The organism is Vibrio sp. 10N.286.46.A8 (genome assembly GCF_041470165.1).
Classification (GTDB): Bacteria; Pseudomonadota; Gammaproteobacteria; order Enterobacterales; family Vibrionaceae; genus Vibrio; species Vibrio tasmaniensis_A.
The window spans coordinates 1-17998 of record NZ_JBFRLX010000188.1; the positions used below are offsets into that span (position 1 = coordinate 1).

Genomic DNA, 17998 nt, shown 5'->3' on the forward strand with positions numbered 1-17998 from the left:
AGGCGAGCCTCTTAACTCCCGACTATGGCAAGCCATGAAGACCAAAATTAAACGAACCAAACCGACAGGTTACCCTGACACAGAAATGCCCCAAAGTGCTTTAGATAAAACTATCAGTAGACTCGACGAAAAAACAAAATAACCCTAGATATTTATGCTAGTAAAGGTCTGAATGTAAAAGACCTATTTTCCGAGTGAAGCGTTTATCAATGGTGATGATTCTTCATCGCCATATATCAGTTGGTTGCCAAAGCATACCTTTGAAGTGGTCTTCTTCAACAATAAACGCAACGCTGTACCGTGCCCTAGTTATAGCCACATATAGCTTGTTTTGACTTGTTGCTGTTGCACTTGCTCCAAACGGCTTTGCATGTCCTTTAAGGAATTTGATAAATGGTTCGGTTGGGTGAATAAGCACATGCTCTGTTGTTTTTCCTTTAGATTCTCCAAATGTCATTAAGTTGTCGTACTTATCGAGCATTTTCCCTGAATTTGCAGAGTGCCTTAGTATCAATGGGTTATGCTGTTTGATGTATAGATCAATATTCTTAGGCGCTACGTAATGTATACCAGTGTGGGAAACATTTTTGGGTGTATCAACTTTGGATACTGTCGCAGTATAGCCTTCACCCGCATGTACAGTGTCTGCAAAAGCACAAACAGAAGCGACTGACCGCCTACAATTATTCATTTCTTCAATCTCAAACCCCATTTTGACGTACTCAACTCGCTTCTCTGCACTAGAAGCTGGCTTTTTCGGCTTTGAGGATGTGTGGTAGATGGTTTGTCTAAAGTCTCCCAAAGCATGAATCTCAAGCTCTTTTGATTTAGTGAGCAGTTTAATTAGGTCAAAGTCCCAACCTGCAAAGTCTTGAGTTTCATCTAAGTAAATGCGGCCATAGATAGCTCCAATACGCTCAGATATGTCTACCTTAGATGTTTTGATTATTCGACATGCTAGTTTCGCGATGAATTCAGTATGGGCTTGATTTTTTGATGTTAAGTAGTGTTTTGGATTGTATAGCGCACCAACCTTCTCTCCTCTGCCAAAAATATTGCGACCTTCTCTCATGTGCGGGTTGTTGCTGTTTAGATAGATACCATCTATGCGCTTAGAGAATATGCATTGTTGATAAGGTCTAATAACATCCTCTAGAATGAATGAGTACCAGCCTTTTACAACGAATAGTTCGTTGTGCCGTCCTCCAAGTTCTTCAAACTTCTTAAGCAATTCATTTTGATTGCTACGAGTATAGGTAATAATCAGTACCTTAGTTCCTGCTTCAGTGAGCGCGATTGATTCCTCGACTATTTGTGTAGTCTTGCCTGCTCCTGCGCATGCAATAAATAATTTTTTAGTCAAACTTCAAAGCCTCCACTAGATACTCAGGGTATTGAATGTCCTCTTGACTGTCGAAAATGCGTATGGCTGAATCTACTTTCTTAGAGCCATTGTTTTTATCTCCGTTTTCACCGACATAAACTGCAATAAAGAATTCTTTTTGTTTATCTAAGTTGTCTATCTTATCTAGTTGATTGAATGTAACAGTCGACAAAGCGATTTTTGCGAACCTTTTTAGTGTGTCCTCATCCTTGGAGGACGCTTCAATTAGTGATGGCTCAAGAGACTTAAGTTCGTCATTATTTTCGGAGAAAAAAGCTATGTTGGGGTATTGGTAATTTTCAGCATATTTAGTGATGTTTTTTTCATAAGAGCCGTCATTATCTTTGACCACATTTACTCTGGTTCCAACATGTTTGGCGATTTCCAAGTAGTGTTTAAAACCAATGCCACGAACAACAATGATATCGATTCCATCTTCTTCTGGTAATTTACCGTTATCTTGTAAGTATTTCTTTTTCAATAGCAATTCATCAGAAGGGCCTTCGACAAGAATAACCTTTTTCGATAGCACTACCCTTAAAGTGTCGTATCCTGGCAGGCGTTGCAGTGTTTTGGCTGTAGTAGAGTCAATGTCTTTGAGCATCAGATAATTGTCAGCAATCAAACATAGGTTGTTGAGACTAAGCTTATTTAGAACATAAGAACTGTGAGTTGTAATAAAGACTTGGTTGGCACTATTATCTGAAATGAACTTAATCAATACACTCAGATTTGTATGAGAGAGGTGATTTTCAGGTTCTTCTACTGTTATGAAGTTAACATTTCCACCTTTATTTAGGAGAGCAAGTTTAATTTGAATCTTGTTTTGTTCGCCTTTACCTGTATGAATAAATGAAATGTCGTCTACAGCAAGTTGGAGACCTGACTCCACTGTACTTGAATTAGTATCTGCAATTATTGATAGATTTTGCTCTGTTACTTGATTGGTTGCATCAAGGTTGTTATTTATATCTTGTATTTGTTGCTGTTGTTCAAATGAGTGTTTCAACTGACGGTAGTTTAAGTTTAATAATGCCTGCTGCTCTTTTGATAGAGAGGAGTTGATGATATTCGATAGGTACTGTGTCTTGCCATAAGTAGGATGAAGTCTCGTTGGATCTATGAATAAACCTTTAACCTTTCGATTTAGAAACTTAATCGGTTCCCAAGCGAAACTAAACCATTCGACTTTGTAGAATTCTGTTGGGACGCTATCAATTGACGCTGCATTTTTGAGGAACTCGTCATACGTGCTGGTCAAGTCATCATCGAAGCATATCTTGATGTAAATTCCTTCCTCTTCTTTATTTTGTGAGTTGTTCTTGCCTCTATATTCTGGACAATCGGAAATATACATTTCGATAAGAATTTCAGGCAGTGTTTGCTTGGATTTGTTTCCAGCAAGGTATGTCTTGACTGCATTGCCATTGAAGAGGTGAGGCGATAGTGATGAATTTATTGATTTGCCTCTGTAGTTGGAGCTAGAGACAAGTTCTAGTGCTTCAAGGATGGTAGTTTTCCCTGAATCATTATCGCCAACTAGGATGTTTACTTTCTCGTTAAAATCGAAGACACCTTTTTCTATCTTCTTGAAGTTTTTGACAGTCAGTTTTTTGATATACAAGAGGAATACCCATATTAAATTACATGCTTATCAAATGAATATACTCTAATTCTAAACCAAAAAAGATGATGCAAAGCATACCATTAGGGTTGTTTTCAGTGAAAAGGCCGACTTGTACGGAAGTGTTTCAAATGTCTTGTGCTTGGATGTATCTATTATGTTAAGCACGACGTCTCAGCTTATCCGAAGTAGGAAGACCTCACGAATTCTTACCTGCTTTCCATACAAACGACTAAGGATTCAACTTACCTCTACTAATCTCAGTTCAACGGGCTAGAACATAAACTGTGATCACAGTGCCAGCACGATCACTGTTAACACTTTTGTGCCCCATTTTCATTTTGAGCGGAAGCTCATTCACGGGCCGCTAATACTGCTTTACTATACATTTCCTAATGTCGCTTTCTGAGTCGAACAACGCAGAAGGTCTGCCAGTGGCAGGCCTTCATTCATGGTGCATAGAACGACTGTTACGTTAAATCTGTACCGAACGGACGTGATCATGTAACGTCCAGATACAACAAAGGCCGCATAATAGCGACCTTTCAGGATTAGATTTACAGGGAGATGTTAAATAATTTAAATTGAGAATTTAATTATCTTACCTAATCCATCAACCATAAATGCACATTCAATATCGACATCACAATAAGCATCATAATCATCAACTATCTCACGCATTTTAGACTTAATGATAGACTTCGCTTCAGATCTTTTTTGTGCAATCGAACCACTCAAATTTAAACATCCTGTAAATGTGGTTTCTATATCTTCTACATTATCCCACTCATCAAGATCTTTAATATCTCGCCTTATACGATCCGCATTACCTTGAGCCTGTTTTTCTTCTGAAAGAGTCTCTTGTTCTCTTGTTTTCACAGAGTACGTACATAAAAAATTTTGTTCAGACATATTATCCCTTACACAACAACACGCACAAAAATTTGCAACGCTAAATACCATATGGGGGTAAATTCATAACATACAAGGAAAAAGTTCAGTGAACTGTCATAACGATTTAAACCGAGTACGCAAAGTAAATAATCACTTAAAAAGTAGTTCGTTAAGTGCCCATTATAGTTAGCCCCTGATTTTGCCCCTTCCTGTCCCTCAGAAGCCCGTATCGGCGATTTTTGACACCTGATCAAGGCGATATGCTTTCGCTGGCGATTGAAAGTTTGTGATGGTTTCTGAGCAATTTATGATTCACTAAATGTGCTCTTAACTTTGGTTAAAACTGTGATTAAACAATGATTTATCGTAGTTACAGTGAATTTGAAACTGTAGTGGAAAGGTGGGGTTGGTCAGCAAGCTAGAAGATTGCCATACTTGAGCTAATTCATGTTTTTCTAAATTAGTAAAGCCACTGACACATTTATGTCCAAAAGTGTGCCAGTGACTCAGTCCGAAGGACAAAGTTAGTAAGTTAGCTCAGTAACTAACTTACTAACATGTCAATATGATATATCTTGACGTTAAAAGGTGAAGTAAGGTTTAATCTGTACAAGACAAACGATTAAAATAATTTTCGACGCTCCATTTAAGTTGCTGTAAAATAAGCATTTAATTTTTTGGTGGTTGGGTTCAAATCCCTATCCCTCCACCACATTTAAGAAAGCCGCTGAGAAATCAGCGGCTTTTTTGCATCTAGCGTAAAGTTAATCGAATCTAAGAGTCAGTTAGTCAACCAGTCAAAGTCCTTAACTATCGGAATCTGACTTAAACCTGTTTCTCACGGCAACTTCAAGCCTATTACCGCTCTGTTGTATTTAAACATATAGCATAGGTAACTGACTCTTTACCTTTATGACCTATCGAAATTCGACGTCACTGTTGCAACAAAACATCCCTGCCAATACACATGTAGACCTACGCCACCAATGCATGACCAAGTAACTTGAAGAATTGGGGGATGTTTATTGGAATAGTGCCCTAGGTTTCTTCAGATTCTGATTGTGAATACATAACGATAAAAAAATCCAGAGGCTTCATCGAAGTCTCTGGATTTTTAAATTTGGCTTGAGTGCAGATCTAATTAAGCGTTTTCTTGCTTAGTATCTTGCTGCTCTGCTTGTTTTTTTTGTTCAGCTTCATTTGCTTTTTCTTCGTGGTTTGAACCACCACATCCGCCACAACAGCTCATAATTATGCTCTCTTTGATTGTATTTAAGTAACTCATTAAGGTCATAATATTAAAGATGCATTTTAAATGCAACTTTAATATTAGCCAAATTGGCTGCTTGGTGTCTTGAGGTATTTAAGCCCTTGGTTTTATTAAAATTGGTAAGTACAACACAACGAAACAACTGTACGCGACAACCCACAGAGCACTCGATAAGGTGATGATAGAGACAATATTATTGGTAAAGTATCCACCAAATACTCGAACAATAAAGGCAAAAACAATGGCAATTAACGCCGCAGTCATTATTTTACCAATCGCAATAGCTCGACCTGTATGTCCTAGAGAGACGCGTGAGATCATTGATAAGATCATCACCCCCATTCCACCCACGGTTAAGGCATGAATCGCTTGTGATTGTGTGACCAATGACGAAATGATCGAAACGCCATACAAAACCAATCCTAACGAAATGGCCCAGTAGCTTAAGTGTAAAGACCACACAAGAGGAGTCTTAAAAGCGACCCATATTTTCCACCTTACCGCCCTAACCGCATTTGCCAGGCCACTGACAATAAACACGCTAGCAACGATATCTTGTGGAACTGGAACTATCTGAAAGCTCAACACAACGGCGAAAATCGTGCTCACGATGCTCAGCTTTTCAAGCCATGGTAATGCAGGGGTTCGTGGTGTCTGTGTGCCATTCGCGGTAAACATAGGAAAGACTCGCCCACCCATAATGCACATGACTAGGGTCACCAACAGCACCATGCTTGTGCTAGCTTGTGAAATTAAGACTGGCTGCTGAAATAAAACGCCATAGTGCATTGCGGCATTGGCAAAAGTCATTAGCAATAAAATGGGGACGAACAACAGGTTTCGCCAAAGCTTCACACTGACAATATTGTGAGCAAGATAAATGACAGCGATAGGTAAAAACAGTAAATCGAGTCCAGCCACCAGCCAAGGGCTAAAGACATTAGGCAGGAACATGGCTATTCTTGCACACAACCAGATAGCCAGAAGTATCATTAACCCGCGTCCGTTAATACTGCGGACACCTGTCCAATTTTGTACGGCCGTCAGTAAAAAACCAACCACGACAGTTGCTGCAAAGCCAAATAACATTTCATGAATATGCCACCACATTGCTCCGCCATAAACATTCAGAGTTGCGCTACCATTCCAAAACGCGGCCCAACCAACTAGAGCTGCAACGCTAAAAAGTGATGCAAACAAAAAAAACGGTCGAAACGCGAGCTCAAAAAATGCCGTCATTGAAACGCCATTGTTAGGGGGTTGATTTAAATCTTTCATCATCGTAAACCTAGTGAGTAAACAAAACTTGCTTACTTAAATAACGTCAACCGCCAAAAGTTGCCCTAGTTTGTAGCTGTGCCCTTCGCCGAGGAGATCTTGCAAGCTATAAGCGTCTAAGCATTTGTAAAAACACTCTTGAGCTTCAGCAAAGATTGTTTTCAATTGGCAATTTGGTGTAATAACACAGCTATTATCTTCGCCAAAACATTCAACCAAGTTACGTTTGTCTTCTAACTCTCGAACTAACGTACCTATGTTGATCTGACTTGGATGGCAACTGAGTTTCAAACCACCATTTTTTCCTCTTGTGGCGATCAGATGTCCTTTGAGGTTGAGTTGCTGAACGATCTTCATTAAATGGTTTTTAGAAATGCCATAACTGTTAGCAATGTCGCCGATGGTGCTAAGAGATTGGTTGTTGATCGCTAAATAGATCAGAACGCGTAGGGAATAATCAGTGTAACGTGTGATATGCATGTTGGGATATTTCACTCTATAAGATGTATTTATTATGAATCTTATGAGTAATAAAGGCAAGTTAACCTACTGAGGAGTAGTGGCTAAGCACCAAGAAGCTAAGGCTGCGATCTTAATGACGTTTCTCACATCTGTTGTATGAGATCCTATCTCCATCTTCCTTTCTCAAACGAGATCTAATCCTCTAAGTCGAAGCGATCAGAAACATTTTTCGATATATTTTCACTCTGACAATATAAAAACACACAAACTTGTTCATAAAAAAAGCAGTCAGTTAATAAGGGTATTTACAAGCGAATCACACCACTATATTATTCGCGGCACTGGAGGGATGGCTGAGTGGTCGAAAGCACCGGTCTTGAAAACCGGCAACCGTTAATAGCGGTTCTAGGGTTCAAATCCCTATCCCTCCACCACATTAAAGAAAGCCGCTGAGAAATCAGCGGCTTTTTTGTATCTGGAGATCACGGAGCTCAACGGTTCAGCTATTCACAGCCAATGCAGCGTTGAGTAACTGCATGTGAATCGGCACCAGATCTTGATGTTCAGTTCGATATCCGCCACCGACTACACACGCCATTGGAATAGACTCTGATTTCGCTAATTCAATCATGAAACAGTCGCGTTCAAATATCCCTTTTGTCGAAACATTCAAATAACCCAGTTCATCGTCTTGATGGATATCGATCCCCGCATCATAAATAATCAGATCTGGTTGATGGTGAGCAATCGCTAACTTAGTGACTTGTTCAAAACAACGCAAAAACTCTTCATCTTCTGTTTCACGACTTAACGGAACATCTAAATCAGACAACGGTTTTCGTGCAGGGAAGTTTTTGTCGCAGTGGAACGACAAAGTAATGATGTCGTCATTCTCTTGGCAAAGAGTCGCTGTGCCATCACCATGATGAACATCGCTGTCGACGATCAACACTTTATCTATATGTTCAAAGGTCAGCGCATGCTTAGCCGCCAAAACCAGATCATTCAACAAACAAAAGCCGCTACCAAAATCATGGTGTGCGTGGTGATAACCACCACTCAAATGAATCGCTAAACCACTCTCTATTGCCATTTCAGCGGCCAAGCAGGTTCCACCACTTGAATAGAGTGTTCTTTCTATAAGCTGTTCGCTCCACGGAAAACCGATACGTCTCATTTTTGCTGCAGGCAAATTTCCAGAAACCAGCAAATCGACATATTCACCATCGTGCACCTGCTTTACTTGTTCTACCGAAACAGGCATTGGCTGGAACATTTCGAATGCATTACCCCATTGTGGATCGCTATCCATTAGCGCCTCAACAGCACTGTGTAACAACTGATATTTGTTGATTGGGTAACGGTGACCTTCTGGTAAAGGTAACTGCGAATAGATTGGGTGGTAAATTAAAGGAATCATAATCAAGTAAATTGCGTATCTTTCTCAAAATCATAACAGTCTCAGACTTGGCGACAACCTTAATTAATGATAATAATTATCATTACCTTTAATTAATTCCAGAGACAACAATGAAAAGCGTAATACTCATCTGTGGTGTGATCTGCGGCTCGATGACAGCAGTAATGATTTTTGTAGGAATGCTAATAGCCAGTTGGTGGAGCGTTGATTTTCTCGTGTTAAGCCATCAAACTTAACTAATTGAACTGAAAAGGAATCACCATGAGCGTTATTTTTATTACTGGAGCGAACCGCGGCATAGGCTTAAGTCTGACTCAACAATACTTGAAAGGTAATCACAAGGTGTACGCAACTTACCGTGACGCCTCTTCAGCAACAGAACTGCTCTCACTCGCAGAGCACAGTAGCAACCTGACCTGCATTCAATTAGAAATAACCGATTATCAAGCAGTAGAACAACTCCCCTCGCAAATAGAGTCGATTGATATCTTGATCAACAACGCTGGCTACTATGGCCCTAAAGGTTACGGTCTGGGTAATACCGATGTCGAAGAGTGGCGTCGCGTATTTGAAATCAACACAATTGCCCCATTGAAGCTTGTCGAGACTCTATTACCTCTTATAGAAAGTAGTGACGTCAAAAAGATCGCCTGTCTTTCATCTAGAGTGGGTAGCATGTCTGAAAACACATCAGGCGGAGGCTACATCTATCGTTCATCTAAAGCGGCTCTTAATTCAGTTGTGAAGAGCTTAAGTAACGACTTAACCGATAATGGCTTTACAGTGTTGGCGTTACATCCAGGGTGGGTACAGACCGAAATGGGCGGCCCTAATGCTCTTATTGATACAGAGACTTCAGCTAAAGGCCTTGTGACTGTAATAGAGTCATCGAATACTGAAGTGAGTGGTCACTTCTTTAATTTCGATGGTAGCGAAATAGACTGGTAGCGATCACATGGATCGTCACATGGTTCGTCGCGTGATCTCAAGCTTACTCGTACGTTCAACACTGTTGTGTCTGACCGTGGTGATCACTGGATGTTTCGATGACAGCCCACAGAACTACTTCGACGACTATCAGGCCAAAATCGCCAACGTGCAAGATGCTGACGAGATACAGGAAGACTGGGAGCTCGACAGCTTACCGAGAAAGCGAGAACTGTTTATTGAAGTTCCTTCGCTCTCTATCGGGCTTATCGACAGCTATCAACTTCGACAATGCGGATTATTCAACCTGATTGCAGAAAGAAACTCCGTACTTGGAAAAGTCGCCGACGAGTTCCGAAATTACGATTATCAAGTCGCTCTACTGGAAGGTGTTGGTCAATGTTTATCTAATAACGAATTAGAACCAGAGATCGTAGAATTACTCAGAGAAATCGAGCAACAGAAACTCGCACAATTTCCACTGCACCAATGGAATCTCATCTATGCCAGTGAAGCGATGCAGTCTCAAATGCGTGGAAGTCAGTGGTTGCGTGCTGATATCGGCGAACAAGTCCGACAGACAAGGGACGCCCTAGAGCATATTAACCGAGCGTTAAACACACCGCTCGTCTCCGGCAAGACTACTGAAGTTCAAGAAGGATTAGAGAAGAGTTCGACGCTTGGGGATTTGTACTACTCACTATCTCGTGCCTCTGTTGAGCTTGATACCATTACCAAACAACTCTCAACTTTTGACGCCAACATAATTTGTGGTGAGCAGCGAGACACGACTAAGTTTCGTTACCTTAATAATGTGTTCGAACAGCAATACATTGACAAGGTTCAGCCGTACATGGCGCAATTAGATGGCTACTATCAGCAGTTAGCCCCGCAACTTGGTATGTTTGACGCGCAACCTGAACTGCACAGTTATTACTTTCCCATCCAAGATGCGCATCAAGCTTTTCGAGCATCAACTCGCCGCCATGTTGATTATTGGCAGCAGCTGTTTAAACGTTGTGGGCGCAAGGTCGGTCGTTAATATTGATTCCCAATATCAATAATGGGTGTTGTTAGCTTTCAGTTTCTAACTGATTAACTTTTAGCGCCTTTCTTCGCGTAAGTCTTCTTCCTTGTCCCACCACCTTTACGGCGCTTGAATGCTGGTCTTTCAACTTTAGGAAGATGACGCAGAGATTCAGGGACTTCACCTGTTTTTACCTTACCCATCAAGCCATCGATCTTACTTTCTAGCGCTTGCATGAAGGGTTGATACGCTTGGTTTCGTTCAGCCATGCCTTGCAACTGATGCTCCCAGTGAGCCGTCATGTCGGGAAAGGTCGAGTCCTCAGGTAAGGCATTAATCAAACCTCTACCTGCAGGGCTACTATGGATGCTTTTACCTTGTCGCGTTAACAGTTGTCTCTTGAACAAAGTATCTAGAATGCCCGCACGAGTTGCCTCTGTTCCAAGGCCATCGGTCTCTTTCAAGATAGCTTTGAGGTCTTTATTTGCAACAAAGCGAGCAATACCGGTCATCGCTTGTAGCAACGTCGCTTCGGTAAAGTGTTTTGGTGGCTCGGTTTTCTTATCGCCAATCACGCCTTCACGACACGTCAGCACGGTTCCTTTATCCAATGGAGGAACCGCATCTGTGCCGTCGCCCTTCTCTTCGGTGTCCGTTTTCCCCATCAACACCTTCCAACCTGGGTTAGTAAGTTGTCGCCCTTTTGCGATGAACACGCCACCAGCGATATCAAAGACCAGCTTGGCATCGGCAAAAATAGCAGGTGGGTAGAATTGCATTAGATACTGACGAGCGATTTGCTGATAGATTTTCATCTCGTTGGCAGACAGGCCGTTCACCGATGACTTTTTCGGAGTAGGAATTATCGCGTGGTGAGCATCGACCTTACTGTCGTTCCATGCTTTGGATTTAAGAGAAAGATCCGCACCTTGAGCACCACCTTGCAGCTCTTTCGCATTGTTAGCGATAGCATCGACTACCGACTCTCGTTGCGAATAATGATCTTTAGGTAGATAGCGGCTATCAGAACGCGGGTAAGTGATGAGTTTGTGTTTCTCGTACAACGACTGACAAGTGTCGAGAACCTGCTGAGCACTCATACCAAAACGCTTAGACGCATCAATCTGCAAAGCTGACAACGAATAAGGCAGTGGCGCAGCTTGTTTACTTTGCTTTTGCTCTGATTCCGTCACGGTCGCGGGTTGATTCGCAATTCGCTGAGCCACGTTCTCAACCAGTTTTCGATTGAGCACCCGGCCTTCTTCATCTTGCCATGGCTTACATGCTTCGCTTGGTTTCCAACGCGCTCGAATATCAAAGCTCTGCCCGTTGTTTTGGTAAGGGATCAGCGCATGCAGAGTGAAGTAATCTTTCGGAATGAAGTTTTCGATCTCTTCATCACGCCTTACGACCAAACCAAGTACAGGCGTTTGCACTCGCCCTACCGACAACACGCCTTGGTAACCCGCCTTTTGACCAAGCAAGGTATACGCGCGAGTCATGTTCATGCCATACAGCCAATCGGCTCTAGAGCGCGCCAATGCAGAAATAGAAAGTGGAATAAAATCGCGGTTACTCCGCATCTGAGAGAGCGCACGCTTTACCGCTGGTAAGTTCAAATCGCTGATCAGCAGCCTGTCCATCGACTCTTTCTTGGCCTTAGACACCTTGCAGTAATCAATCACTTCATCCACCAGCAGCTGCCCTTCTCTATCCGGGTCTCCCGCATGGACAATTTGGGTCGCGTCCTTCAATAGCTTTCGGATCACCGTGAGCTGTTTGCTTGACGTTTTACGCGGTCTTAGCTGCCATTGCTCTGGCACAATAGGGAGATCGGCTAGGTTCCACTTCTTATAACGGTCGTCATAAGCGTCCGGCTCAACTTGCTCCAATAAGTGTCCAATACACCAAGTCACCACATCCCCATTGCCACATTTGATAAACCCTTGGTCTTTCTTCTGTGGATTAGGCAATGCAGCGGCGATCGCACGGCCGAGGCTTGGTTTTTCAGCAATAATAAGACGAGACATGTTTTTCCAGATGCTACAAACAATTAGGGCCACATTATCTAATGTGGCCCCTAGAAATCAAGGAAAACTGGTTGTTTATACAGTTAACATTCAACAATTCGTTGTATAGCTATTTTCCTGACGAGATCTATAAGAACTCGACGAACTTTGAGAAATCACGCTCTGGTACTTTCATTGGCGTACAGCCCGGAGTACCTAGGTATAGGAAACCAACAATTTCATCGTCGCCTTCTAGACCGAAAGCTTGGTGCACTTCAGGGTGGAACATCCATTTGCCTGAACGCCAAAAGCCTTGAAAACCTTGTGCGACGGCTGCCATTTGCATTGCTTGCGCAGCACAACCCGCAGATAGGTGTTGTTCGAATGCTGGCACTTTTTCGTGCTCAGTTACCTTTGCGATGATAGTGATCACCATTGGAGCTCGGAACGGCGCTTTCTTTACTTTCTCAATCACCGCTTCTTCACTTTCGTCAGCTTGTGCCGCACGAACCAAAATATCAGAGAGCTTCTGTAACCCTGAGCCTTGTGCGATAACAAAGCGCCACGGTGTCAATGCGCCATGGTCTGGAGCTCGTAAACCCGCTTTGATAATGTTTTCTAACGCTACACCTTCAGGTGCCGGATCAGAGAGTTTTGCGATAGAGCGTCTGTTGAGCAATAGATCCAAAGCATCCATTTGAAGTCCTTACTAATTTTTATTGTTTGTATAGTTGAACTGTAGCACAGAATACAAACGATAATAAATCTCAACGGCAGTCTATTTGAAGCAATATTTGAAACGACACTAGAAACAACAAAGGCTCCTAAATCTATGACTTAGGAGCCTTATTTACAAGTTTCGTTCAAGTTTATGAACGGGTGTATTCTGCTTGTTGTTAGAGCTTAATCGCTAACTCAACACCTTGACGAATTGCGCGCACCGCATCCAGTTCACCCGCGTAATCGGCACCGCCTATAACGTGCAGTTTGCCACCAAACTCTTGCCACATGTCTTCGAATGGACGAACCGAAACTTGGCCCGCACACACAATAACGGAATCGGCATCGAGTACCTGATCTTTCTTACCAACGCTGATGTGCAGACCTTGGTCGTCAATCTTGTTGTAGCTCACGCCACCAAGTAAGTTCACACCACGTTTTTCTAATGTGCGTTTATGAATCCAACCTGTAGTCTTACCCGGGCCTTTACCGACACGACCCGCTTTACGCTGCATCACCCAAACCGTTTTATCACTGAACGAATCAGGGTAAGGATAAAGTCCACCTGGGTGCTCCATATTCTTATCAATGCCCCACTCATGCAGCCAATCGTCCAAGCTATGAGAAGTCGGCTCTGTCAGCATAGTTGCCACATCAATACCAATACCACCTGCACCAACAATCGCGACTTTTTCGCCTACTGGTGTCTTTTCACGAATCAAGGTTTGGTAGTCGACTACGTTTTCTTGATCTATCCCTTCAATATCAAGCTTTCTGGGTTCAACACCAGCAGCCATCACGACTTCATCGTACTTCAACAACATCTCAAACGTCGCTTCAGTATCCAGTTTTAAGTTCACGCCTGATGCATCTATTTGGTTAGCAAAGTAACGAATCGTTTCTCTGAACTCTTCTTTACCCGGAATCTGCATTGCCAATCTAAATTGTCCACCGATGCGGTCATTTTTCTCTATCAGATCAACCTTATGCCCACGCTGTGCCAACGTTGTTGCACAAGCTAAACCTGCTGGCCCAGCACCGACGACGGCGATGGTTTTGGTTGCTTGAGCGGGTTGCACAACAATTTCAGTTTCGTAACAAGCGCGAGGGTTCACCAAGCAGCTCGCTCGTTTGCCTTTGAATACGTTATCAAGACACGCTTGGTTACAACCGATACAGGTGTTAATGAACTGCGCTTGGTCTTGAGCGGCTTTATTAACAAAGTCAGGGTCAGCCAAGAATGGACGAGCCATTGATACCATGTCGGCCTGTCCTGAACTGAGGATACGTTCGGCCTCTTCTGGCGTGTTGATTCGGTTACACGTCACCACTGGGATCGACACGTATGGTTTTACTTTTTCCGTCACCCAAGAGAATGCCCCTCTTGGAACTTGTGTCGCAATAGTTGGGACACGAGCTTCATGCCAACCAATACCGGTATTAATAATGGTCACGCCCGCTTCTTCTAGCTTCTGAGCCAGAAGTACAACATCTTCGAATGTGCTGCCTTGCTCAACCAAATCCAGCATCGATAAACGGAAAATAATGATGAAATCTTTACCCACCGCTTCGCGAATCGATTTAACGATCTCTAGTGGGAAACGCATACGCTTCTCATAAGAACCGCCCCATTCGTCATAACGCATGTTGGTACGTTTACAGATAAATTGGTTAATCAAGTAACCTTCGGAGCCCATGATCTCTATGCCGTCATAGCCAGCAACCTGAGCTAGCTCTGCACTGTTGGCAAAAGCACCTATGGTCTTTTTAATTTGACGAGGGCTCATCTCACTCGGTGCAAACTTAGCGATTGGCGCTTTGATGCCCGAAGCGCTTTGCGCGAATGGGTGCATGGCATAGCGGCCAGCATGTAGCAACTGAAGGGCAATTTTACCGCCATGCTTATGCACGGCCTCGGTAACAACTTGGTGAGCTTTTGCGTGCTTAACTTTACTGAACTCAGCACTAAATGGGGTCAATCTGCCACGTAAATTAGGAGAGAAACCACCGGTAACAATAAGGCCAACGCCTCCTTTTGCTCGCTCTTCATAAAACGCGGCAAGCTTGTGGAGGCCTTCTTTATTTTCTTCTAAACCCGTGTGCATTGATCCCATCAATACACGGTTACGTAACTGAGTAAATCCAAGATCGAGTGGTTCGAGTAAATGTGGGTACATGGCAGACATCACTTCTATTATTATATCCTTGTGGTCAGACCACAATATAACTCAATCACCAAAAGTTCAAACAACCGTTTACATTTTTGTAACACCGATCATAATGCAGGACGTATTAATCGTTCAGAAACCCCTAATATGACTACACTTAATGAGAATATATATCGATTAGCAATTCTTGGTGTAGTTTGAGCTAGGGAATTATCGTAGGATATCAAGCAGTTCATATTATTGAGATTAATGGTACTACAGCTTGTTAAAGCGACGTGATCTCACTGCGGAGACAGAATGAAAAAAATATTCAAATTTATAGGCATGATCTTTAAAGGGATTTGGAAGCTCATCACGTTTGTGCGTCTTGCGCTGGTTAACCTTTTCTTTTTACTCAGTATCGCCATCATCTACTTTGTATACTTCCACTCAGACACAACTCAACCCACTGTTCCACAGGAATCGGCTTTAGTACTTAACCTGTCTGGCCCTATCGTGGAGCAAAGTCGCTATATCAATCCGATGGATTCAGTCACGGGTTCACTGCTTGGCAAAGACCTTCCAAAAGAGAACGTCCTGTTTGATATTGTTGAAACGATTCGCTACGCCAAAGACGATGACAAGGTAACTGGTATCGTTTTAGCACTCAAAGAACTGCCAGAAACCAATCTGACCAAGCTGCGCTACATAGCTAAAGCACTTAACGAGTTCAAAGCAACTGGCAAACCAATTTATGCGGTGGGTGACTTTTATAACCAAAGCCAATACTACCTAGCCAGCTACGCAACTAAAGTCTTCTTATCGCCTGACGGCGGCGTGCTGCTTAAAGGCTACAGTGCTTACTCGCTATTCTACAAAACTCTATTAGAGAAGCTTGACGTAAGTACACATGTATTCCGCGTCGGTACTTATAAGTCTGCAATCGAACCTTTCATTCGCGACGACATGTCAGATGCAGCGAAAGAGTCAGCTTCTCGTTGGTTAGGTCAACTGTGGGGAGCATACGTTGATGACGTAAGCAACAACCGCCAGATCGATGCTAAAACCTTGAACCCAAGCATGGACTCTTTCTTAAAAGACCTTGAGTCGGTTGATGGCGATATCGCAAAACTGGCAGAGAAGCTTGGTTTAGTTGACGAACTGGCAACTCGCCAACAAGTTCGTCTAGAGCTCGCAGACGTCTTCGGCAGTGACGGTCAAGACAGCTATAACGCGTTGGGGTACTACGAGTACCGTACAACCATGCTTCCTGACCTAACAAGTGAATCGCACGATGTCGCTGTAATTGTCGCTAGCGGCGCAATTATGGATGGCAAGCAGCCACGTGGTACTGTGGGTGGAGATACCACTGCCGCCTTACTTCGCCAAGCGCGCAACGACGACAAAGTAAAAGCGGTTGTACTTCGTGTAGACAGCCCAGGTGGTAGCGCATTTGCTTCAGAAGTTATCCGCAATGAAATAGAAGCGATCAAGCAAGCAGGTAAACCTGTTGTGGTTTCTATGTCTAGCCTGGCTGCTTCTGGTGGTTATTGGATCTCGATGGGCGCAGACAAGATTTTGGCTCAACCAACCACACTAACAGGCTCGATCGGTATCTTCAGTGTTATCACGACCTTTGAGAAAGGCTTGAACGATATCGGCGTTTACACCGATGGCGTTGGTACGTCGCCTTTCTCTGGTCTTGGTATTACAACTGGACTAAGCGAAGGTGCGAAAGACGCTTTCCAAATGGGCATTGAAAACGGTTACCGCCGATTCATCAGCCTAGTTGGAGAAAACCGTGGCATGGAAGTCGATGCTGTCGACAAGATTGCTCAAGGCCGAGTATGGACAGGCCAAGATGCAATCGAGAAAGGTCTAGTCGATGAAATTGGTGATTTTGATGATGCGATTACAGCTGCGGCTTCACTTGCAGAGCTTGAAACCTACAACATTTACTGGGTAGAAGAGCCTCTTTCAGCCACTGAACTATTTATTCAAGAATTTATGAACCAAGTTCAGATGTCGATAGGCCTTGATATTCAGTCAATGATTCCAAGCAGTTTACAGCCCGTTACTCAACAGTTAGCTCAAGATAGCCAACTGTTAGGTAACTTTAACGACCCACAAGGTCGATATGCTTTTTGCTTAAACTGCCAAGTTCAATAAGATAAGCTCAACGCTTTGTTATCAAGAGGCGCCTCTGTGTGAGGCGCCTCTTTTTATTGCATGATAATTCGCTATAATCGCCCCCCTGTTCCCTATATCACACTAAGTATTAATCGCCATGGAAAGAAAACACATCTATATCGCGTATACCGGCGGCACAATTGGCATGCAGAAGTCTTTGGACCACGGCTATGTCCCAGTCGCAGGTTTTATGGATAAGCAGCTAGCTGGCATGCCTGAATTCCATCGCCCAGAAATGCCTGAGTACACCATTCATGAATACTCTCCATTAATGGACTCTTCAGATATGACGCCACTTGATTGGCAGACTATCGCTGATGATATTCGCGCGAACTACGATAAGTACGATGGTTTCGTTATCCTGCACGGTACAGACACTATGGCTTACACCGCCTCAGCTCTGTCATTCATGTTAGAAAACCTCGGCAAACCTGTGATTGTTACGGGCTCTCAGATCCCATTAGCAGAATTACGTTCAGACGGACAAGCAAACCTGCTTAATGCTCTGCACATTGCAGCGAACTATCCGATCAACGAAGTGACACTGTTCTTCAACAACAAGTTGATGCGCGGTAACCGCAGTACAAAATCACACGCTGATGGCTTCAATGCGTTTACCTCTCCAAACCTAACTCCATTGCTAGAA

Annotated in this window: 13 protein-coding genes and 1 tRNA gene; 5 read left to right on the forward strand and 9 right to left on the reverse strand. The window is 43.1% G+C overall.

The window, feature by feature from the left end; genetic code table 11:
• Positions 1–223: 223 nt before the first annotated feature.
• From AB4232_RS17540 to AB4232_RS17560, 5 genes are all read right to left on the reverse strand, one after another.
• A complete protein-coding gene (locus tag AB4232_RS17540) occupies positions 224–1363 on the reverse strand; it encodes a hypothetical protein (protein WP_372087642.1) in 1140 nt (379 codons plus the stop codon).
• Positions 1356–3008 (reverse strand): ATP-dependent endonuclease, encoded by a 1653-nt coding sequence (locus AB4232_RS17545; protein ID WP_372087643.1) that lies wholly within the window; start codon positions 3006–3008, stop codon positions 1356–1358. The genes AB4232_RS17540 and AB4232_RS17545 overlap by 8 nt, the downstream gene beginning before the upstream one ends.
• A 579-nt stretch (positions 3009–3587) precedes the next feature.
• Positions 3588–3920, reverse strand: a complete 333-nt coding sequence (locus AB4232_RS17550) for a hypothetical protein (RefSeq protein ID WP_372087644.1) — start codon at positions 3918–3920, stop codon at positions 3588–3590.
• Between the two features lie 1345 nt (positions 3921–5265).
• Positions 5266–6450: an NnrS family protein gene (locus tag AB4232_RS17555; protein ID WP_372087647.1), complete on the reverse strand. Its 1185-nt coding sequence runs from the start codon at positions 6448–6450 to the stop codon at positions 5266–5268.
• A 36-nt stretch (positions 6451–6486) separates the two neighbouring features.
• Entirely contained in the window at positions 6487–6930 is a 444-nt protein-coding gene (locus AB4232_RS17560; protein ID WP_009848694.1) for an Rrf2 family transcriptional regulator, read from the reverse strand.
• Between the two features lie 325 nt (positions 6931–7255).
• On the opposite strand from AB4232_RS17560, the gene AB4232_RS17565 reads away from it, so the two are divergent.
• A tRNA-Ser gene (locus AB4232_RS17565) sits at positions 7256–7346 on the forward strand.
• Between the two features lie 65 nt (positions 7347–7411).
• Here the strand turns inward: AB4232_RS17565 and AB4232_RS17570 are convergent.
• Positions 7412–8332 carry a histone deacetylase gene (locus AB4232_RS17570; protein WP_102510978.1) on the reverse strand — a complete coding sequence of 307 codons (921 nt, stop codon included), beginning with the start codon at positions 8330–8332 and terminating at the stop codon, positions 7412–7414.
• 261 nt (positions 8333–8593) lie between these two features.
• Between AB4232_RS17570 and AB4232_RS17575 the strand changes: the two genes are divergently transcribed.
• On the forward strand, positions 8594–9280 hold the full coding sequence (locus AB4232_RS17575; RefSeq protein WP_139685378.1) for an SDR family oxidoreductase: 687 nt from the start codon (positions 8594–8596) through the stop codon (positions 9278–9280).
• A 19-nt stretch (positions 9281–9299) separates the two neighbouring features.
• On the forward strand, positions 9300–10301 hold the full coding sequence (locus AB4232_RS17580; protein WP_372087648.1) for a DUF3080 domain-containing protein: 1002 nt from the start codon (positions 9300–9302) through the stop codon (positions 10299–10301).
• Positions 10302–10354: 53 nt separating this feature from the next.
• On the opposite strand, the gene AB4232_RS17585 is transcribed toward AB4232_RS17580, so the two are convergent.
• From AB4232_RS17585 to AB4232_RS17595, 3 genes are all read right to left on the reverse strand, one after another.
• A complete protein-coding gene (locus AB4232_RS17585) occupies positions 10355–12316 on the reverse strand; it encodes a DNA topoisomerase III (protein WP_372087645.1) in 1962 nt (653 codons plus the stop codon).
• Between the two features lie 127 nt (positions 12317–12443).
• Positions 12444–12992, reverse strand: coding sequence for an NAD(P)H nitroreductase (locus tag AB4232_RS17590; protein ID WP_009848708.1), 549 nt, complete (start codon positions 12990–12992; stop codon positions 12444–12446).
• Between the two features lie 199 nt (positions 12993–13191).
• Positions 13192–15201, reverse strand: coding sequence for an NADPH-dependent 2,4-dienoyl-CoA reductase (locus AB4232_RS17595; RefSeq protein ID WP_029224084.1), 2010 nt, complete (start codon positions 15199–15201; stop codon positions 13192–13194).
• 279 nt (positions 15202–15480) lie between these two features.
• On the opposite strand from AB4232_RS17595, the gene sppA reads away from it, so the two are divergent.
• Positions 15481–17331: a signal peptide peptidase SppA gene (sppA, locus tag AB4232_RS17600; RefSeq protein ID WP_269334960.1), complete on the forward strand. Its 1851-nt coding sequence runs from the start codon at positions 15481–15483 to the stop codon at positions 17329–17331.
• A 118-nt stretch (positions 17332–17449) separates the two neighbouring features.
• Positions 17450–17998 (forward strand): asparaginase (gene ansA / locus AB4232_RS17605; RefSeq protein ID WP_372087646.1); only part of this gene is annotated, 549 nt, incomplete at its 3' end.